The sequence below is a fragment of the Antarctobacter jejuensis genome, assembly GCF_052266595.1.
GTDB lineage: Bacteria > Pseudomonadota > Alphaproteobacteria > Rhodobacterales > Rhodobacteraceae > Antarctobacter > Antarctobacter jejuensis.
In genome coordinates this window covers 521,145-539,713 of record NZ_JBQQXJ010000001.1, presented here as the reverse complement: position 1 = coordinate 539,713, position 18,569 = coordinate 521,145, and the positions used below count along the sequence as shown (strand labels likewise).

Annotated in this window: 17 protein-coding genes; 14 read left to right on the top strand and 3 right to left on the bottom strand. The window is 63.6% G+C overall.

Annotation, left to right across the window (positions count from 1 at the left end; genetic code table 11):
• Positions 1-48: 48 nt before the first annotated feature.
• Together ACTXGA_RS02575 and ACTXGA_RS02570 are read right to left on the bottom strand one after the other, a co-directional pair.
• Complete coding sequence (locus ACTXGA_RS02575) at positions 49-1,449, bottom strand: helix-turn-helix domain-containing protein (RefSeq protein ID WP_443391549.1); 1,401 nt, start codon at positions 1,447-1,449, stop codon at positions 49-51.
• Between the two features lie 43 nt (positions 1,450-1,492).
• Positions 1,493-2,755, bottom strand: coding sequence for a multidrug effflux MFS transporter (locus tag ACTXGA_RS02570; protein ID WP_443391548.1), 1,263 nt, complete (start codon positions 2,753-2,755; stop codon positions 1,493-1,495).
• A gap of 140 nt (positions 2,756-2,895) precedes the next feature.
• Here ACTXGA_RS02570 and ACTXGA_RS02565 point away from each other — a divergent pair, with 140 nt between their 5' ends.
• The 9 genes from ACTXGA_RS02565 to ACTXGA_RS02525 all read left to right on the top strand — a co-directional run bounded on the left by ACTXGA_RS02565 (position 2,896) and on the right by ACTXGA_RS02525 (position 10,189).
• Positions 2,896-4,428 carry an acyl-CoA carboxylase subunit beta gene (locus tag ACTXGA_RS02565; RefSeq protein WP_443391547.1) on the top strand — a complete coding sequence of 511 codons (1,533 nt, stop codon included), beginning with the start codon at positions 2,896-2,898 and terminating at the stop codon, positions 4,426-4,428.
• Positions 4,429-4,436: 8 nt separating this feature from the next.
• A complete protein-coding gene (locus tag ACTXGA_RS02560; protein ID WP_443391546.1) occupies positions 4,437-4,820 on the top strand; it encodes a hypothetical protein in 384 nt (127 codons plus the stop codon).
• On the top strand, positions 4,817-5,293 hold the full coding sequence (locus tag ACTXGA_RS02555) for a DUF6497 family protein (protein WP_443391545.1): 477 nt from the start codon (positions 4,817-4,819) through the stop codon (positions 5,291-5,293). The genes ACTXGA_RS02560 and ACTXGA_RS02555 overlap by 4 nt, the downstream gene beginning before the upstream one ends.
• A gap of 214 nt (positions 5,294-5,507) precedes the next feature.
• Positions 5,508-5,648 carry a hypothetical protein gene (locus ACTXGA_RS02550; RefSeq protein WP_443391544.1) on the top strand — a complete coding sequence of 47 codons (141 nt, stop codon included), beginning with the start codon at positions 5,508-5,510 and terminating at the stop codon, positions 5,646-5,648.
• Positions 5,649-5,777: 129 nt separating this feature from the next.
• A complete protein-coding gene (locus ACTXGA_RS02545) occupies positions 5,778-6,140 on the top strand; it encodes a hypothetical protein (protein ID WP_443391543.1) in 363 nt (120 codons plus the stop codon).
• Between the two features lie 682 nt (positions 6,141-6,822).
• Positions 6,823-7,029: a hypothetical protein gene (locus ACTXGA_RS02540; RefSeq protein ID WP_443391542.1), complete on the top strand. Its 207-nt coding sequence runs from the start codon at positions 6,823-6,825 to the stop codon at positions 7,027-7,029.
• Between the two features lie 135 nt (positions 7,030-7,164).
• Positions 7,165-9,165 (top strand): acetyl-CoA carboxylase biotin carboxylase subunit, encoded by a 2,001-nt coding sequence (locus tag ACTXGA_RS02535; RefSeq protein WP_443391541.1) that lies wholly within the window; start codon positions 7,165-7,167, stop codon positions 9,163-9,165.
• Positions 9,166-9,169: 4 nt separating this feature from the next.
• Positions 9,170-9,592: a hypothetical protein gene (locus ACTXGA_RS02530; RefSeq protein ID WP_443391540.1), complete on the top strand. Its 423-nt coding sequence runs from the start codon at positions 9,170-9,172 to the stop codon at positions 9,590-9,592.
• A gap of 78 nt (positions 9,593-9,670) precedes the next feature.
• Positions 9,671-10,189: a hypothetical protein gene (locus tag ACTXGA_RS02525; RefSeq protein WP_443391539.1), complete on the top strand. Its 519-nt coding sequence runs from the start codon at positions 9,671-9,673 to the stop codon at positions 10,187-10,189.
• Between the two features lie 4 nt (positions 10,190-10,193).
• Here the strand turns inward: ACTXGA_RS02525 and ACTXGA_RS02520 are convergent, their stop codons facing one another.
• Positions 10,194-10,619 (bottom strand): DUF4174 domain-containing protein, encoded by a 426-nt coding sequence (locus ACTXGA_RS02520; RefSeq protein ID WP_443391538.1) that lies wholly within the window; start codon positions 10,617-10,619, stop codon positions 10,194-10,196.
• Positions 10,620-10,806: 187 nt separating this feature from the next.
• Here ACTXGA_RS02520 and ACTXGA_RS02515 point away from each other — a divergent pair, with 187 nt between their 5' ends.
• The 5 genes from ACTXGA_RS02515 to ACTXGA_RS02495 all read left to right on the top strand — a co-directional run bounded on the left by ACTXGA_RS02515 (position 10,807) and on the right by ACTXGA_RS02495 (position 18,543).
• A complete protein-coding gene (locus ACTXGA_RS02515) occupies positions 10,807-11,748 on the top strand; it encodes a hypothetical protein (protein ID WP_443391537.1) in 942 nt (313 codons plus the stop codon).
• The gene (scpA, locus tag ACTXGA_RS02510) at positions 11,711-13,849 is read left to right on the top strand and encodes a methylmalonyl-CoA mutase (RefSeq protein ID WP_443391536.1); all 2,139 of its coding nucleotides are present in this window, start codon (positions 11,711-11,713) and stop codon (positions 13,847-13,849) included. Before ACTXGA_RS02515 ends, scpA begins: the two co-directional genes overlap by 38 nt.
• Positions 13,850-14,123: 274 nt before the next feature.
• On the top strand, positions 14,124-16,634 hold the full coding sequence (locus tag ACTXGA_RS02505) for a putative PEP-binding protein (protein WP_443391583.1): 2,511 nt from the start codon (positions 14,124-14,126) through the stop codon (positions 16,632-16,634).
• A 331-nt stretch (positions 16,635-16,965) separates the two neighbouring features.
• Positions 16,966-17,505, top strand: a complete 540-nt coding sequence (locus ACTXGA_RS02500; protein ID WP_443391535.1) for a cell wall hydrolase — start codon at positions 16,966-16,968, stop codon at positions 17,503-17,505.
• A 99-nt stretch (positions 17,506-17,604) separates the two neighbouring features.
• Entirely contained in the window at positions 17,605-18,543 is a 939-nt protein-coding gene (locus tag ACTXGA_RS02495; protein ID WP_443391533.1) for a dihydroneopterin aldolase, read from the top strand.
• The last annotated feature ends 26 nt before the right edge of the window (positions 18,544-18,569 follow it).

The window sequence follows — 18,569 nt, the reverse complement described above, 5'->3', positions numbered from 1 at the left end:
CATCAAGCGAGGGATGGCTCCGGAACGAAAGTCTGGCGATCTGGAGGGTCACTCCAGTTGGTAGGGCAGCACGTCGCGGCGGTTGGGGGTGGTGGTCAGGCGTTTTTCCAGCGGCGGAACCGAGCGTTGGTGGCAATTGGTCCGCTCGCAGATGCGGCAGCTGATGCCGATAGGTTCAAAGGCGCTGGCGCGGGTGAAATCGAGGTCGTCGGCATAGACGAGGGCCGCGGCGTGGCGCACCTCGCAGCCGATGGAGATGGCGTAACGGCGCACCGGCGCGCCGAAATGGCCGCCGGTTTTCGACACGTCGATGGCGAGGCTGATGTAGCGCACGCCGTCGGGCGTTTCCGCCAGTTGGCGCAGGAAGCGGCCCGGCGTTTCAAAGGCGCGGTGCACGTTCCACAGCGGGCAGGCGCCGCCGAAGCGGGCGAATTGCAGGCGCGTGGCGGAATGGCGTTTGGTGATCGTGCCGGCCTGATCGACACGGACAAAGAAGAAGGGCACACCCTTGGCGCCGGGCCGTTGCAGCGTCGACAACCGGTGCGCGACCTGTTCGATGGAGGCGCCGAACCGCGCGGCCAGCAGCTCCAGATCGTGCCGGGTGTCCTGTGCGGCGGCAAGGAACGCCTTGTAGGGCATCATGGCCGCACCTGCGAAATAGTTGGCAAGGCCCAGTTTTGCGATGGCGCGGGCTTCTTCGCTCTGAAAGCGGGCAAGATCCAGCGTGGCGTCCAGCAGTTGGTTCTGGCGCAGCAAGGCCACCTGAACAAGCAATTGAAATGTCTGAGTTTCCAGGGGCAGCAGGGAAGAGAGGACAAGTTCCTGACGCTCATCATCATAGGAGCGCATGGGCGCGGCCTGTGAGAAGCGGACGGTGATGCCGCGGGCCTCCAGCCGGTCGATGGCTGCCCCCCGGATTCCATTTTCGCTCTCTTCCAGCCGGGCGAAATGTTCGGCGGCCCGGTCCACCGCGTCGATGTAGTTGTCGCAGTAATGAAAGAAGTCGCGCACCTCTTCCCAGGGGCTGGGCTGTAGCTGTGCGCCTTCGCGTCCCAGAGCCTCGTCCAGAGAGGCAAGGCGTTCGTGGGTCTGGCGATAGGCGCGATGCAGGGCAAGGAAGGCGCGCGCCAGAACCGGCGCATTGGAGGCCGTCAGCCGCAGATCCGCCAGTTGCGGGTTGCTTTCCCCAAAGACCGGGTCGGCCAGCGCCTCGCGCATGTCGGTGACCAGCCGCTCTGCATCGCCCTGGCCCAATTCGGTGACGTCGAAGCCGAACTCCTGCGCCAGTGCCAGCACGACCGTGGTGCTGACCGGGCGGTTGTTGTTCTCCATCTGGTTCAGATAGGGCAGGGAAATGCCCAGCTTGGCGGCGAAATCCTTTTGCGTCAGGCTTAGACGGGTGCGGATGTCGCGCAGCTTGGCGCCGGCGTAGAGTTTCTGGGTGGCCATGGTTTGCGCCTTGCTAAGATGTCGCGCAAAGATGCAAACTTTGTCAGGCCGCGTCCAGCCCCTTCAATTGCTGGGCGCGCCGGATGACCACGAGGATCGCAACGACTGAGGCCGCGCCGGAGCCAAACATCATCCATAGAAGCGGCCAGGCCCCCGCGCCGTCGGTCAGCAGCATCCCGGCCAATTGCGACAGTGCAGCACCGCCGCCCAGCATGATGGCGCCCGACAGGCCGGAGGCCGTGCCCGCCAGATGTGGCCGGACCGACAGGGCGCCCGCGGTGGCGTTCGGGATGGTCAGCCCGTTGCCCAGCCCGACAAAGGTCATGAAGCCGAAAAAGGTCAGCGCGCTGCCGTATCCGGCGGCGAAGATCAGCACCGACAGCGCCATGCCGCCGGTCACGATCAGCCCGCCCCACAGAACCATGCGGTTGATGCCGACGCGTGCCGAGTAGCGGCCCGAGATGTAGTTGCCTAGCGCATAGCCTACGGCGGGCGCGCCAAAGAGGAACCCCAGTACTGTGGGAGAGAGGCCAAAGACCTCCATCCCGACGTAGGATGCGCCGCCGACATAAGAAAAGAACGCGCCGGAGGAAAAGGCGCAGGCCAGCGAATAGCCCCAGAAACGCGGGCTGAGGAACAGTTCAGGATATTCGCGGAACTGCTGCGCCAGTGTCAGGCCGCTGCGGGCCTTTGTCTCTCCCAGATCGCGGTGGCAGAGCCAGTACATTGCCACCCCAAGCACCAGCATGAACCAGAAGTTCGAGTGCCAGCCAAAGGTTTCCGCCATCCAGCCACCCAGGACCGGGGCCAGCATCGGAACGATCGACATGCCCATCGTGACATAGCCGATCATCGAGGCGGCCTCATCCGGCGGGAAAAGATCGCGCACCACGGCGCGACTGAGCACCATGGCGACCACGATGGTGGCCTGCAGCATTCGGAAGAACAGGAAGACTGCGATATTCGTCGATAGCAGGCAGCCGATGGTGGCGAGGATGAAAATCACGATCCCGCCAAGGATCACCGGTCTGCGCCCCAGCTTGTCCGAGATCGGCCCGATAAAGAGCTGCAGTATCGCGTTGCCCAGCAGGTAGCCCGACACAGAGGCTTGCATCAGCGCATAATCCGTCCGGAACCAGTCCGCCATGAGTTGCAGACTGGGAACGAAGATGTTCATCACCAGCGCCGACATGCCTGCCAGCAGAACCAGTGTGACAATATGAGGCGGTGTGCTGCGGTCCAGAAACCGAGCCGGAGAATGCGGGCTCATGTCCGATCGGTAGGCCTCAGCATACGAAATGTCCATGCATTACGTGCCGATAGCATCTAATTTGCAGTTTTTCATTTTTCACTCGCGGCTCTATTCTTGCTTTGCAAATTTGCGAGTAAATCCTTGAGGCCCCGGCTTTCCCCTGTATTTTCGCGGCAAATCGGAAGGGGCCGCAGATGAAAGATATTATCCAGGAATTGCACGACCGCCGTGAGAACGCCCGTCTGGGCGGGGGGCAGAAACGGATCGATGCGCAGCATGCCAAGGGCAAGCTGACCGCGCGCGAACGCATCGAACTGCTGCTCGATGAGGGCAGTTTCGAGGAATACGACACCTTTGTTGCGCACCGCTGCGCCGACTTCGGGATGGAAAACAACCGGCCCTATGGTGACGGTGTCGTCACCGGCTGGGGCACCATCAACGGCCGCATGGTCTATGTCTTCAGTCAGGACTTCACGGTGCTGGGTGGATCTGTTTCTGCCACTCATGCGCAAAAGATCTGCAAGATCATGGATATGGCGATGCAGAACGGTGCGCCTGTCATCGGTCTGAACGACTCCGGTGGTGCGCGTATTCAGGAAGGCGTCGATGCGCTGGCGGGCTATGCGGACATCTTCCAAAAGAATATCGAGGCCTCGGGCGTGATCCCGCAGATCTCCGTGATCATGGGCCCCTGCGCGGGTGGCGCGGTCTATTCGCCTGCCATGACCGACTTCATCTTCATGGTGAAGGACACGTCCTACATGTTCGTCACCGGCCCCGACGTAGTGAAGACGGTGACCAACGAGATTGTCACCGCCGAGGAACTGGGCGGTGCGTCCACCCACACCAAGAAATCCTCCGTCGCAGACGGCGCGTTTGAAAACGATGTCGAGGCGCTGGCCGAGGTCCGCCGCCTTGTCGACTTCCTGCCGCTGAACAACCGCGAAAAGCCCCCGGTGCGCCCCTTCTTCGATAAGGTCGACCGCGTCGAGGCCAGCCTTGATACCCTGATCCCCAGCAACCCCAACATGCCCTACGACATGAAGGAGTTGATCACCAAGGTCGCGGATGAGGGTGATTTCTACGAGATCCAGCAGGATTTCGCGGGCAACATCATCACCGGGTTCATCCGTCTCGAAGGGCAGACCGTGGGCATTGTCGCCAACCAGCCAATGGTGCTGGCGGGCGTGCTGGACATTGACAGCAGCCGCAAGGCCGCGCGTTTCGTCCGCTTCTGCGACTGTTTCGAGATCCCGATCCTGACCTTTGTCGACGTGCCCGGCTTCCTGCCCGGCACCGCGCAGGAATACAACGGCGTCATCAAGCACGGCGCCAAGCTTCTGTTCGCCTATGGCGAGGCCACCGTGCCGATGGTCACGGTCATCACCCGCAAGGCCTATGGCGGTGCCTATGACGTGATGGCCTCCAAGCACATGAAGGCAGACGTGAACTATGCCTGGCCGACGGCGCAGATCGCCGTCATGGGGGCGAAGGGCGCGGCAGAGATCATCCACCGCGCCGATCTGGGCGATCCGGACAAGATCGCGGCGCACGCGGCGCAATACGAAGACCGCTTTGCCAATCCCTTTGTGGCCGCCGAACGCGGGTTCATCGATGAGGTGATCCAGCCGCGCTCGACCCGGCGGCGGGTGGCGCGGGCCTTTGCCATGCTGCGGAACAAGCAGCAGAGCATGCCGTGGAAGAAACACGACAACATCCCGCTCTGAGGTCTGATATGGGCGATGGCCAGAAAATCACGGGGCGCACCCCGCCGCGCAAGTCGCGCGGCGGGTGGTACGCCTTGGCGGAAGAGGGGGGCTACGTGCTGGCGCGCCACTGGCCGCCGCGCTGGGACGTTTCCGCGACAAGCGAATTTCCGCCGGTCCGCCCCGGAAAGCTGGCGAATCAGATTCGTCAAGACCTTTGGCGGAAATTACAGGGCTTGCGTGGTTTTTCCCCCGTGGTACAGATTGCCCCAACGGAAGAAGGGCTTAAAGTCCGTGCAGGTGGCCGCTTAATGGGGCGGGCGCCGAACGGGACAGAGCTTCTGATCCAGAACCTGCTCGACGATCCGGCACTTCGTGCCCGATGGGTGCGTTGGGCGGGGCTGCGCTCATGAGCGGCGCATTTAAGTTTATCGCCCCGGGCGCGCTCGGCGGCTTGGCAGCTCTGGTGGGAGGAGCCGCGGGTTATGCCCGCTGGTGCCAGAGCTGCCCTCCAATTCTGGTAGGGCTGATATCACTGATCGCAGTGCCCACCTTTGCCGCGGCAGAGGGGCAGGTCCTGCCGGCCACCTCGCTGGATTTCACCGCCTTCGATATCGTTTCGGAACCGCCGGTCTACCGCGTGCGCTATCTTGCGCCGGGGCTGGCGGATACCGCTGTTTCCTACGTGGATGTGGCCGAGGACATGGAGCATCTGTGTGCGCAAGATGCCCTGCCGCGTCTCGTCGAGCAGGGGGCGGCGCCGGAGCGGATCGTTGTCACCTTAATGGCCGAACCGGTCGAATTCGGCGCAATGTCGCCGGGTATCCGCCAGTTCTTTGAGAGCTACGCCGTGCAGGACGGGCTCTGCATCTGGGAGTCTTTTTAATGACTCCACAATATCTTGCGACCCGACTCTCATGTGGACAAGTTTCTGCGGCTTCTGAGCCACAGCGCGATTCGCACTGTGCAAGTGCATATCTTTTTCCACACGGCTCGGTTACGTTGGTCGGTGATTGCCCCCAAGCAATCTTAACCTCGAAACGGGGACAGGCAGGGCGCGTGCGCACTGTGTGTTTCGTTGAAACAAACTGGAGTGGAAGATGTCCAAGAGCATCAAGCTGCTTGCCATGTTTGCAATCATCGCGGGTGTTTCCGCATGTGCGCAACAGGAAGAAGAATACATCGTCGTCGATCCCGAGCCCATCTCGGTCGAGCCGGTGTACACGGGCAAGTACAAGTAAGAACCTATCGGGGCGGACCTGTGCGTCCGTCCCGCTTTCCCGCCACTGTGAGGCAGCAGGGCGCGATCTGACACGACAACATGCTTTCCGCCCTGCCGGGGCGGGGTGCCATGCGCCGGAGGTGGGCGCATGATCAAGCATCGCGGCTTTCCGGGCCGACTCACCGGCACCGATTTCCAGTTCACGATCCGGCGCGCAAATCCCAAGGGCGCGACACCGCTCACGCGGCGCGAGCGTTACCGTGACCGCCGACCAGCGGATCGCCGGGCCGACGCGGCCTTCATGGCGGCGCTCTGGCAGCATTTTGGCGACGAACCTTTTGAGCGCGGCAATCTGGACGCGGGCCGCCTGTCCTGGCTTCTGGGGCGCGAGGTCCTGCCCCATGACGATCCGTTCGATCCGGAAAGCTATGACGCGCTTCTGGTCATCGACGAGGCCGCCGCGCGTGTGAGTTTTCCAGAGGCCTTCGAGGAATCGGAGGACTGGGAATGAGCGTGGGCGTGTTCTTGCCAATACAGGCTCCGATTGCGCGGGGCGTTGCCTATGGCGGGAATGCGCGCTTTGCACCGGCGCAAGATTCTGCAAGCGTGAAAACGGGCCGCGGCCCGGGTATCTTTTCGTCCCCTCGTCCCCGCGTAACCCAACCCCCCTCGGGGCGATCCGGCCAGTCCCCGGCCGGATCGCCCCTTTTTCCCTGCATCTCCGAAAAAACCACGAATTGGCAAGGGTTTGCCGATTTCTTGACGCTGCGGCAGGTGGCGGGGAAACTTTACTGGCTATTCCCCCTGGGATGGTGTTCTCTGATGTCCGGGCAGTTGGACAAAGATGAGGAGAACCTCACATGGAAAACACGGAAAAAATGCGGTCACGGCTCCTTTGCGGGCTCTTGGCGCTGGCTCTCATGGCGGGTTGTGGCGACAACCTGGGCGGGAAACGTGCCGGGGCGCCTGCAGTCACGCTTGACCGGAATGTCGTCACCGGTCCGGTTTCGGACATCTCGAACTGCAGCCGATTCCCGTCACGTTGCTGACCGGGCGGCCGGTGCGCAAGGCGCCGCTCAGACTGCGCCAAATTCCGCCGCATCCCCGCTCCCGGCCGGGAACCTCAGCTTCCTTGCGGCGTTGTCTCTGGTATCAAGACAACACGTTCTGACACGGGGCAAGGAGGCTCTCTCATGCGTATTTTCACGATTTCTGCCGCACTCGTCGCAACCCTCGGATTGGCTGCCTGCGAAGGCACCGATTTCGAGCGCGGCGTCATTGGTGCGGGCATCGGTGCTGCCGGCGCTGCGGCAACGGGGCGTAACGTGGCGGGCGGTGCCGCAATTGGCGGTGCGGCAGGCGTCCTGTGTGACGACGTCACGCCCGATCTTTGCCGCTGACACCATCCATCATCCCGGCGCGCGCCTGACGCACGCCACCCGCAATTCAGTTGAACGCCGTCCGGAGCCGTCGCTCCGGGCGGCGTTTGCATGTGCAGACGCGCCCCGCGCAGGGGCCAAGAAGAAGGGACAGACATGTTCGACAAGATCCTGATCGCAAACCGGGGCGAAATCGCCTGCCGGGTCATCAAGACCGCCCGCAAGATGGGCATCAAGACGGTGGCGATCTATTCGGACGCCGACAAGAACGCGCTGCACGTGGAAATGGCCGATGAGGCCGTGCACATCGGCCCGCCGCCCGCCAACCAGTCCTATATCGTGATCGACAAGGTGATGGACGCTATCAAGCAATCCGGCGCGCAGGCTGTGCACCCCGGCTATGGCTTCCTGTCCGAAAACCCGAAATTCGCAAAGGCGCTGGAGGCGGCAGGCGTCGCCTTTGTCGGACCGCCTGTCAAGGCGATCGAGGCGATGGGGGATAAGATCACCTCGAAGAAGATCGCTCAGGAGGCGGGAGTCAGCACCGTTCCCGGCTACATGGGGCTGATCGAAGACGCCGACGAGGCGGTCAAGATCTCAAATGAGATCGGCTATCCGGTCATGATCAAGGCCAGCGCGGGCGGCGGTGGCAAGGGCATGCGCATCGCCTGGAACGACGAAGAAACGCGCGAAGGTTTCCAGTCCTCCAAGAACGAGGCCGCCAACAGCTTTGGCGACGACCGGATCTTTATCGAGAAATTTGTCACCCAGCCGCGCCATATCGAGATTCAGGTTCTGTGCGACACCCATGGCAACGGCGTCTACCTGCACGAACGTGAATGTTCGATCCAGCGCCGCAACCAGAAAGTCGTCGAAGAGGCGCCCAGCCCCTTCCTTGACGAGGAGACGCGCAAGGCGATGGGCGAACAGGCCGTGGCGCTGTCCAAGGCCGTGGGCTACGCCAGCGCGGGCACCGTGGAATTCATCGTCGACGGTGACAAGAATTTCTACTTCCTTGAAATGAACACCCGCCTGCAGGTGGAACACCCGGTGACGGAACTGATCACCGGTGTCGACCTTGTCGAACAAATGATCCGCGTCGCCAATGGCGAGGAACTGTCGATCAAGCAGGAGGACCTGAAGATCAACGGCTGGGCCATCGAGAACCGCCTCTACGCCGAGGATCCCTATCGCGGCTTCCTGCCGTCCATCGGGCGCCTGACCCGCTACCGCCCACCCGCCGAAGGCCCGCTGGGCGAAGGCGTCGTGCGCAATGATACCGGCGTCTACGAAGGCGGCGAGATCAGCATGTACTATGACCCGATGATCGCCAAGCTGTGCACATGGGCGCCCACGCGCGACAAGGCGATCGAGACGATGCGCAACGCGCTGGACAGCTTCGAAGTCGAGGGTATCGGGCACAATCTGCCGTTCGTCGCCGCCGTGATGGATCACCCGAAATTCATCTCCGGCGACATGACCACTGCCTTTATCGCCGAGGAATACCCCGACGGCTTCGAAGGTGTGACGCTGGCCGAGGATGAGCTGAAGCGCATCGCGGCAGCCGCAGCGGCCATGAACCGCGTCGCGGAAATCCGGCGCACCCGCGTGTCCGGGCGGCTCGACAACCACGAACGCCGGGTGGGTGAGGAATGGGCGGTTACCCTGCAGGGCACCCGGTTCGATGTGACCATTGCCGCCGACCACGACGGATCGACGGTCACCTTCGAGGATGGGGCAAAACTGCGCGTCGAAGGTGACTGGACCCCTGGCGACACGCTGGCATGGATGACCGTGAACGGCGCGGCCCTGGTGCTGAAGGTCGACAAGATCACCCATGGCTTCCGCCTGCGGTCGCGCGGTGCGGATCTGAAGGTCCATGTCCGCACGCCGCGTCAGGCGGAACTGGGCAAGCTGATGATCGAGAAACTGCCGCCCGATACCTCCAAACTGCTGCTCTGCCCGATGCCCGGCCTGATCGTGAAGGTCGATGTCGAAGAGGGGCAGGACGTGCAGGAGGGGCAGGCGCTGTGCACCGTCGAGGCGATGAAGATGGAAAACATCCTGCGCGCCGAGAAAAAGGGCAAGGTGGCCAAGATCAATGCCGGTCCAGGCGACAGCCTTGCCGTTGACGATGTGATCATGGAGTTCGAATAACCCCATGGTCCGCCGCGCCCTCCGCATCTGGCTGCTTCACAGTCTGGCCTTTGTGGCCGGACTGGTGGTGTCGGGGGTCGTGGCGGTCGGGCTCTGGTTTCTTGTGCCGACGCATGGCGGCAACGCCCTGTTGATGGGCACCGCCCTGGGCGTTTCCATCGTCTCCGTCGGCACCGGTTATGCGCTGTACCTGGCCATCATCGCGGCCCTGTTGGAGTTCGCGCCGGGCTGGGGGTTCTACCTCTTGGGCCCGATCGCGGTGCTGGCGATCATGGGGGTCGTTTTCCTTGCGGTGTACCTTGGGCTGCTGACCGTGGGGAAGGGCAGCCTATTGGGCTATGTTCTGATGTATCTTGGCGGCGGATCGGCCCTGACCTTTGGCATGGCGCCCGAAGGAAGCCCGGAAATCGGGCAGGAGGCGGAATGATCCTTCTCCCGGAAACATATCGTAAACGGCTTTGTCCTAGCCTGCCTGCGCGACGGCTTCAGGAAAGGGCAGGGCGCGATGATCCGTGGACTGGGCAAGGCCCTGGCATGCCTGACGCTGATCTCGGCGCTGTCGTCCTGTTTCAAGCTCGATACGGAGGAAGAGGTGCGCCGCCTGATCCGCGACTGGGTTTTCCTTGCCCAGACGCGGGATTTCACATCACGCCCCACCTGCACTTCGGCGATCTTCGACACGATCTCTTCCAGTTTGCGCAGCGGCCCGGTGCGCAGCGTCTCGACGCTGCGGGACGGCGCGCAGTTGCTGGCCAAGGGGCAGGCCGTCGCCTTCGAGGTGCCGGGCCTGACCCCCAACGAGGTGTCAGAGGGGCTGATGTCGCTGGATCTGTCCGGCGGGCTGGGCCTTGTGTCCAGTTTCGTGGGGCCATCACGCAACTGCATGAGCGAGCCGTTCCAGCAGGACATCTGGCTGACGCTGATGTCACCCGATTCCGTGATGATCTACGATCCGTCCAGCAACGCGCTTCTGCTGTTGCACCGGCCATCGCAGATCGCCTTTTTCCTGCGCGGCAACGTCTAGCCTCTCAGCGGGCGCGCAACTCCTGCTGGCGCAGGGGCAGCTTGTCGATCGAGCGTGAGATTTCGCGCTCCGACCACGGCGCGGGTTTGCGGATCACGATGGTGCCGTCCTTGGCCATGATCACCAGCATGAACCCGTTCGGGCGCAGCCTTTGGCGGATCGCGGTTTTGGCCGCCGGATCGGTGTCGGTGATGATCACCACATCGCGCTCGGCTAGGGCGTCCAGCCGTTCGGTCAGCAATTCCATCTGTTCGGCGTATCGCGGGTCGGCGGCATTGTCGGCAAAAACGACAACCGGCCGTTTGATCCACAGCCAATCCTCCAAAGAGGTTTCCGTGGCTGGCACGATCATTTCGAAAGGCTCCGCCGTTTCTGCCCCCTGCGCGGCGGAAGTGTTGGCGAAAACGCTCAGAAGCAGCGCGGCGGACATTCTTTTGAGACCATTCATGAGGATGAATATATGTCGCGGTCCCCGGTCTGCACAGGGAAGCCCTGCCACCACCGGAAAAAATTTTAGCTTTAACGGCATCCCAAGGTCCGTCCGCGCAGGCTGCGCGCCGAAACCTTGCCCCGCCGCACACCGTGTCCGGGGCCTGCGCCACGGGGGCCGCACGACCATGGACATCATCCTTCACGCCGGGGCGCATCGCTCCGCGTCCACCAGTTTTCAGTTCTATCTGCGCGAAAACCGCGACGCGCTGCAGGTGCAGCGCATCGGCTTCTGGGGGCCATGGCGGACCCGCAAGGGTCTGTTGCACAGCGTGGCCGAGCGGCCGGAAACGGTAGAGGCCGCGCGGCGTGCCGCGGGCCGGGTGGCCCTGAATGTCGAAGGCGCGCGCCGCCGCGGCCATGACGCGCTGATCGTCAGCGATGAGAACATGATCGGCAGCCTGCGCAGTACGGTACGACGCCATAGGCTCTACCCCGCTGTCGGAGAGCGGATGGCCCGCCTGAACGACGCCTTTGGCGGTGCGACGCGGGTCTTCCTGCAAATCCGGTCGCTGGATCACTGGTGGTCCTCTGCAATCGGCTATCTGGTGCCCCGGGGGGAGGGGATGCCGTCCCCCGACGCGCTGGAGGCGATGTCCAAAAGCCCGCGCAGTTGGCGCCATGTCGTCACGGATCTGGCCTGCGCCTGTCCCGGCGCGCAGATCCATGTCACCGCCTTTGAAAACTTGGCCAACCGGCCTGACCTGCTGTTGCAGGTCATGACCGGCCGCCACGTGGTGCCTGCCGCGCTGCCCGGTGCGTTCTGGCGCAACCGGCGGCCCGATGTGTCGGGCCTGCGGGACGTGTTGGAGGCGCGCGGCGAGGCATCCACCGCTCTTACAGCGCTGCCCGGCGATGCGCGCTGGATGCCCTTCAATGAGGTGCAGGCCGCCCGCCTGCGCGAAACCTATGCCGACGATCTCTACTGGCTGACTGCTGGTGCGGATGGTCTGGCCACCCTGACAGAGGACCCGGAGCCCGCGAGACAGAGGCTGAACCTCGCCGCGGCCGCCATGAAAAGAGGACTGAACGATGACCGACCTGCCCGAGAGCTGGCGCAAGGACGCTGAAAAGGAACTGCGCGGACGTCCGCTGGACGACCTGACCTGGAACACCCTCGAAGGGATCGAGGTCAAGCCGCTCTATACAGAGGCCGACACCGCGGACCTGCCGCATATGGGCAGCCTGCCGGGGCAGGAGCCGTTCACCCGCGGCGTCAAGGCGACCATGTACGCCGGACGCCCCTGGACGATCCGCCAATACGCCGGTTTTTCGACCGCCGAGGAATCCAACGCCTTTTACCGAAGGGCGCTGGCCGCCGGTCAGCAGGGGGTCTCTGTCGCGTTCGACCTCGCCACCCACCGCGGCTATGACAGTGACCATCCCCGCGTGGTCGGCGATGTCGGCAAGGCCGGTGTCGCCATCGACTCTGTCGAGGACATGAAGATCCTCTTTGACGGCATCCCGCTGGACAAGGTCAGCGTGTCGATGACCATGAACGGCGCGGTGATCCCGGTGCTGGCCTCCTTCATCGTAACCGGTGAGGAACAGGGCCATGACCGCTCTGTGCTGTCGGGGACCATCCAGAACGACATCCTCAAGGAGTTCATGGTCCGCAACACCTACATCTACCCGCCTGCGCCCTCGATGCGGATCATCTCGGACATCATCGAATACACTTCGAACGAGATGCCGAAATTCAACTCAATCTCGATCTCCGGCTACCACATGCAGGAGGCGGGCGCGAACCTGGTGCAGGAATTGGCCTTCACGCTGGCGGATGGCAAGGAATACGCCAAGACAGCCATGGAAGCCGGGATGGACATCGACAAGTTCGCCGGTCGGCTGTCGTTTTTCTTCGCCATCGGCAAAAACTTCTTCATGGAGGTGGCCAAGCTGCGCGCGGCCCGGATGCTCTGGCACCGGATCATGACCGACCTTGGCGCGCAGAACCCCCGGTCCAAGATGCTGCGCACCCATTGCCAGACCTCCGGCGTGTCGCTGGCCGAACAGGACCCTTACAACAACGTCATCCGCACCGCCTATGAGGCGATGTCGGCGGTTCTGGGCGGCACCCAGTCGCTGCACACAAACGCGCTGGATGAGGCGATCGCCCTGCCGACCGATTTCAGCGCGCGGATTGCGCGGAATACCCAGCTGATCCTCCAGGAAGAAACCGGCGTCACCAATGTGGTCGATCCGCTGGCGGGTTCCTACTACGTCGAAAAGCTGACCCACGATCTGGCGGAGGCCGCGTGGAAGCTGATCGAAGAGGTGGACGAGATGGGCGGCATGACCCGCGCCGTCGAAAGCGGCATGCCAAAGCTGCGCATCGAAGAGGCCGCCGCTCAGCGTCAGGCCGCCATCGACCGGGGCACCGACGTGATCGTCGGCGTGAACAAGTACAAGCTGGAGAAAGAGGATGATCTCGACATCCTCGATATCGACAACGCCAAGGTCCGGGACAGTCAGGTGGCACGACTGGAAAAGATCCGCGCCACGCGGGACGAGGTCGCCTGCCAGGCGGCGCTGGACGAATTGACCCGCCGGTCGAAAGAGGGCGGCAACCTTTTGGAAGCCGCCGTCGAAGCGGCGCGCGCACGCGCATCCGTGGGAGAAATCAGCATGGCAATGGAAAAGGAATTCGGCCGTCACCGGGCTGAGGTTAAGACCCTGGCCGGTGTCTATGGTGCGGCCTATGAAGGCGACGAAGGCTTTGCCGCGATCCAGAAATCGGTCGAGGATTTCGCCGAGGCCGAAGGGCGCCGCCCGCGGATGCTGGTGGTCAAGATGGGGCAGGACGGCCACGACCGGGGGGCCAAGGTAATCGCCACCGCCTTTGCCGACATCGGTTTCGACGTCGATGTGGGCCCGCTGTTCCAGACGCCCGAAGAAGCGGCGCAGGACGCCATCGACAACGACGTACACGTCATCGGCATCTCAAGCCAGGCGGCGGGCCACAAGACGCTGGCACCGCAACTGGTGGAAGAGCTGAAAAAGCAGGGGGCCGGCGACATCCTCGTGATCTGCGGAGGGGTGATCCCGCATCAGGATTACGAATTCCTCTACAACGCAGGGGTAAAGGCGATCTTTGGCCCGGGCACCAATATCCCCGAGGCCGCGCAGGACATCCTGCGCCTGATCCGCGCCGCCCGCGCCGACGCGGCCTGAGCAATTTCGGCGCGCTTGCGCGCGCCGACCTACGCGCCCTTCGGGCGCGCAGATGCGTATTTTAGAAGAGAAGAAACCAGGGGCGCTTTTCCGGTTTCGTCTCTTTGGGAAATACGCAGGGCGCTGACCTCGGGACCCCTGCGCAGGTCAGGACGCTTTGGCATCTTGCCAAGCGCCGTGCAGCGCTTATTCTGCGGCCAATCCGAAAGGTGCTGCAGTGCAGAAACCCGATAGCCAGAACCCGAACATCACGCTGATCACGGCTGATGCGCCCATGTCGACGCCCACCCATGGCGGGCGGGCCAAATGCCTGCAGCGTCTGGTGCGGCTGGATCTGCCGGTGCCGCGCACCGTCGCGCTGTCCTTTGACGCAGTCCATGCCATCGCGGCGGGCAGTTTTCCGGACATGCCGGCGCTGATTGCGGCCTTCGATCCCGGTGCGCTGCTCTGTGTGCGCCCCTCGTCCGAGGATCAGGACTGGGGCGGGCCGGGGGCGATCCTGAACATCGGCATGAACGACGCGCGCTTTGTCGACATGGCCGACAGGATCGGCAAGGAGGCGGCGGCGGGCCTGTATCTGCGGTTCGTGCAGGCCTATGCAATCCACGTGGCGCGCCTTGACCCGGACAGTTTCGACGAGATCGAGGACACCGGTTGCGCCGGTCTGACGACAGCCCTGCGCGCCTATGAGGAAGAGGCCGAAGAGCCTTTTCCCCAGGATCCGGCGCTCCAGTTGCAAGAGGTGTTGCGCAGCATGGCCCGGGCCTGGGAAGGGACCTCGGCGCGGCTCTTGCGGCAGGCGAAGGGCGCGCCGGTGGATGCCGGGCTGGGGCTTGTGGTGCAGGAGATGGCATTGGGGCTGGGCCGTGGTGAATGCGGATCCGGCGTGTTGCAACTGGTCGATCCACAGACCGGCAAGCGTCAGATCACCGGGCGTTACCTGAGCCAGTCGCAGGGCCGCGAGGCGCTGCGACAGGGCATTTCCAGCCTGTATCTGACCCGCGATCCGCGCGGTCCCTCGCTTGAGGAACTGGCGCCAGAGGCTTTTGCCGATCTGCAGGCCCATACGGAATTGATGCGGCGCAAGCTGCGGGCCGAGATGCAGATCGAATTCACCATCCAGAACGGCAAGCTGCACATTCTGGACGGGATGCGGATCAAGGCCGCGCCGCGCGCGGCGCTGAAGATCGCGGTGCGCCTAGCCGAGGATGGCATCATCACGCCAGAGGACGCTGTCTTGCGGATCGATCCGCATGCAGTGACGGAGTTGTTGCACCGGCAGGTGGCCCCGGAGGCAGAGCGCCGGGTGATCGGACGTGGCATTGCCGCCAGCCCGGGTGCCGCGACCGGGCGCCTGGTGTTTTCATCGTCGGAGGCGCAGGCCAGCGCCGCCCGGGGTGAACCCTGCATCCTTGCCCGCCGCGAAACCTCACCCGAGGATATTCGCGGCATGCATGCCGCCGTTGGTGTTGTGACCGAACGCGGCGGGATGAGCAGCCACGCCGCGGTGATCGGCCGTGGTTTGGGGCTGCCCTGCGTGGTGGGCGCGGCGCGGATGCGGTTCAACCTGCAACGCAAGACCCTGCAGGGCGCGAACGGCCGCACCTACCGCGAGGGGGAGATCGTCACACTGGACGGCACCTCTGGCGAGGTTCTGGAGGGCAGTCCTGAAACCATCGAGCCGATGCTGGACGGGGCCTTCAACACGCTGATGGGATGGGCCGATGAGGCGCGCGATATCGGCGTGCGCGCAAATGCGGACACGCCTGCCGATGCCGCCACGGCGCGCAATTTTTCGGCGCAGGGAATCGGGCTCTGCCGGACAGAGCACATGTTCTTCGAGGCTGACCGCATTACCCCCATGCGCGAGATGATCTTTGCCGATACGGCAGAGGACAGACAGGCGGCCCTTGCGCTGCTCTTGCCGATGCAGCGCAAGGATTTCACCGAACTGTTCCGCATCATGGAGGGGCTGCCGGTCTGCATCCGCCTGTTCGACCCACCCCTGCACGAATTCCTTCCCACGGACCGCGCCGGGCTGCGCGATCTGGCCGAGGCGCTGGACCTGCCGGTCTCCGATGTGACCCGCCGGGTCGAGGCGATGGGGGAATACAACCCCATGCTGGGTCTGCGCGGTGTGCGGCTGGGCATCACGGTGCCGGAAATCTACGACATGCAGGCGCGCGCGATTTTCGAGGCGACGCTGGACGCAAGCCGGGAAGGCGCCCCCGTTGTGCCGGAGATTATGCTGCCGCTGGTGTCGGCCAAGCGCGAGGTCGAACTGGTGCGGGGCAGGGTCGAGGCCGTGGCAGCCGAGGTGCGGACAGAGCGGGGCAGGGACTTTACCTATCGGCTTGGCGTCATGGTCGAGACGCCACGCGCCTGCCTGCGCGCGGATGAGATCGCACCCTACTGTCATTTCCTGTCCTTCGGCACCAACGACCTGACCCAGATGACCTATGGCCTGTCACGCGACGATGCGGGGCGGTTCATGTCCGACTACGTCATGCAGGGCGTGTTTACCGAGGACCCGTTCCATGTGCTGGACATCGAGGGCGTGGGCGAACTGGTGGCCACCGGGGTTGCGCGCGGGCGCGCAACCAATGAGCAGGTAATGCTGTCGATCTGCGGAGAACATGGCGGCAACCCCGAATCGATTGCCTTCTGTCGTGCAGCGGGTATGGATTACGTGAGCTGTTCGCCGTTCCGTGTGCCTGTCGCACGTCTGGCGGCGGCGCATCTGGCGCTGCGCGACAAGGGCCTTTCACGTCCTAAGTACCGCTAGGAAAATCAGGCGCGATCGGCGGTTTTCTGCCCGGATTTACGCCCTGTGACAACAGTCAAGCGCCGGGGCGATCTGACGCGCTTTACGCCTGTAAAGATTTTGTCTAAAGGTCCACGGGTTGCGTGGCGTGAGGCACCACGCGGCGAGCAGTTCGTTCGGGAACTTTCGGGGGACTCTCATTATGTTCATGCTAACCACAGCGGTTCGCCGCGGGGTTGCAGTTGCGGGCCTTGTTCTGGCTCTTGGCACTTCGCTATTTTTTCAATCTTCTCCGGTCACAGCTGACCCTGCGCGCAGCGCGCAGACGCTATTGTCGCTGGAAAGCCGTGCTTTGGCACGCGTCGGTAATTCGCATCTCAAGGGCCTCGTCACGCCGATCCAGCCTGTCGCGGCCGCGGGCCCCGTTAAGGGCGGCGGCAATCTGAAGCTCGACAAGTCATGGCTGTCCAAGCAGCCCAAACCATCGGGCGGTGCACAGTGGCGCTGTCTGGCTGAGGCGCTGTATTTCGAAGCGCGCGGCGAGGATATCCGCGGTCTGTTCGCCGTGTCCGAAGTCATCATGAACCGCGTTGCGTCCAAGCGCTTTCCCAACACGGTCTGCGGCGTCGTCAATCAGGGCACCGGTCGTAAGTTCGCCTGCCAGTTCACATATACCTGCGATGGCCGCCCCGAGCACATCAATGAACCCGCCTCGTGGGAGCGTGTCGGCAAGGTGGCGCGCGCCGTGCTGGACGGCAAGACGCCGGGCCTGACCAAGGGCGCGACCCATTACCATGCCACATGGGTCAACCCGGACTGGTCGCGAAAGTACACCAAGACGCTGGCGCATGGTGTTCATATTTTCTACCGACACACCTACCGCGAAAAGTAATCGCCGGTTTCGGAACAAAAGGGGGCGCGCCCGGGGTTGCCCGGACGCGCTCCCTTCGCGTATCGCTGCCGACCAGAACCGACACCAAGGGGGCCGCCCATGCCCAGCGACATCCGCCTCGCCTTTGCCCATCCGTCAGAGCGCAGCATCGCCACCGCCACCGACGATCCGCATGACCGGATTTCTGTCCGCGATCTGGTGATCGAGGCGGACATCGGCGCCTTTCAGGCGGAACGCGGCCAGAAACAGCGCCTGCGTTTCAACGTGGTGGTTGAGGTCATTCCCTTCACCGGCTCTGTCGAGGACGATGTCGACCGCATCCTGTCCTATGACCGTGTAACCGAAGCGGTCCGGCACGAGCTGGAGGCAGAGCGCCTGAACCTGCTGGAAACGCTGGCCGAACGCATTGCGGAACGGATCCTGCTGGAACCGCAAGCCCTGCGCGCCTTCGTGCGGATCGAAAAGCTGGACCGTGGTCCCGGAGCGCTTGGGGTGGAAATCGTACGCACCCGGCGCGAACTGGCCGGGCAGTTGAATGCCCGGGCAGAGGAAGTGGCGCAGCAACGCCCGCATCCCCGGGTGGTTTACCTGTCGAACGCGGCCATCGCCGATCCGGATCTGCCCGGCTGGCTGGACACGCTGGAAACGCGCCGCGCGCCGCTGATCCTTTGCGTTGGCCGCCCCGATGAACCCGCGCCGCAGACCGGTCACAAGATGACCCAGCGCCGGATCGACCTGCTGGCCATCGAACAGAACGGCTGGTGCCTTGCGTCACGGGATGACCGCTGCAAGGTGGTTGCCACGCGCACCGAACTGGACTGGGCGATGAAGAACGGCCAGATTTGCGTCTGGGCACCCTCCAAGATCGTTCTCGATGCCACGCAGGGACCCAAGGCGCAGCCGCGCGACTCTGTCGTGCTGGCGGCATGGTTCGCCGGAGAGATGGAAGCCTGCGAATTCGTGGTCATAGGCGAGGAATTGCCGGATCAGTCTCCGGTCCCGGTGCGGGCGGTTGGCCGGGGCGACGCGCTCTTCTGATGGCTTGCCAAGAGCGGGCAGATCGG

Coding starts and splice junctions, on each gene's coding strand:
- ACTXGA_RS02570 (WP_443391548.1), bottom strand. CDS start 2,755: ATGGACATTTCGTATGCTGAGGCCTACCGATCGGACATGAGCCCGCAT.
- scpA (WP_443391536.1), top strand. CDS start 11,711: ATGACCGACCTGCCCGAGAGCTGGCGCAAGGACGCTGAAAAGGAACTG.
- ACTXGA_RS02560 (WP_443391546.1), top strand. CDS start 4,437: ATGGGCGATGGCCAGAAAATCACGGGGCGCACCCCGCCGCGCAAGTCG.
- ACTXGA_RS02530 (WP_443391540.1), top strand. CDS start 9,170: ATGGTCCGCCGCGCCCTCCGCATCTGGCTGCTTCACAGTCTGGCCTTT.
- ACTXGA_RS02505 (WP_443391583.1), top strand. CDS start 14,124: ATGTCGACGCCCACCCATGGCGGGCGGGCCAAATGCCTGCAGCGTCTG.
- ACTXGA_RS02520 (WP_443391538.1), bottom strand. CDS start 10,619: ATGTCCGCCGCGCTGCTTCTGAGCGTTTTCGCCAACACTTCCGCCGCG.
- ACTXGA_RS02550 (WP_443391544.1), top strand. CDS start 5,508: ATGTCCAAGAGCATCAAGCTGCTTGCCATGTTTGCAATCATCGCGGGT.
- ACTXGA_RS02555 (WP_443391545.1), top strand. CDS start 4,817: ATGAGCGGCGCATTTAAGTTTATCGCCCCGGGCGCGCTCGGCGGCTTG.
- ACTXGA_RS02525 (WP_443391539.1), top strand. CDS start 9,671: ATGATCCGTGGACTGGGCAAGGCCCTGGCATGCCTGACGCTGATCTCG.
- ACTXGA_RS02575 (WP_443391549.1), bottom strand. CDS start 1,449: ATGGCCACCCAGAAACTCTACGCCGGCGCCAAGCTGCGCGACATCCGC.
- ACTXGA_RS02515 (WP_443391537.1), top strand. CDS start 10,807: ATGGACATCATCCTTCACGCCGGGGCGCATCGCTCCGCGTCCACCAGT.
- ACTXGA_RS02545 (WP_443391543.1), top strand. CDS start 5,778: ATGATCAAGCATCGCGGCTTTCCGGGCCGACTCACCGGCACCGATTTC.
- ACTXGA_RS02535 (WP_443391541.1), top strand. CDS start 7,165: ATGTTCGACAAGATCCTGATCGCAAACCGGGGCGAAATCGCCTGCCGG.
- ACTXGA_RS02540 (WP_443391542.1), top strand. CDS start 6,823: ATGCGTATTTTCACGATTTCTGCCGCACTCGTCGCAACCCTCGGATTG.
- ACTXGA_RS02495 (WP_443391533.1), top strand. CDS start 17,605: ATGCCCAGCGACATCCGCCTCGCCTTTGCCCATCCGTCAGAGCGCAGC.
- ACTXGA_RS02565 (WP_443391547.1), top strand. CDS start 2,896: ATGAAAGATATTATCCAGGAATTGCACGACCGCCGTGAGAACGCCCGT.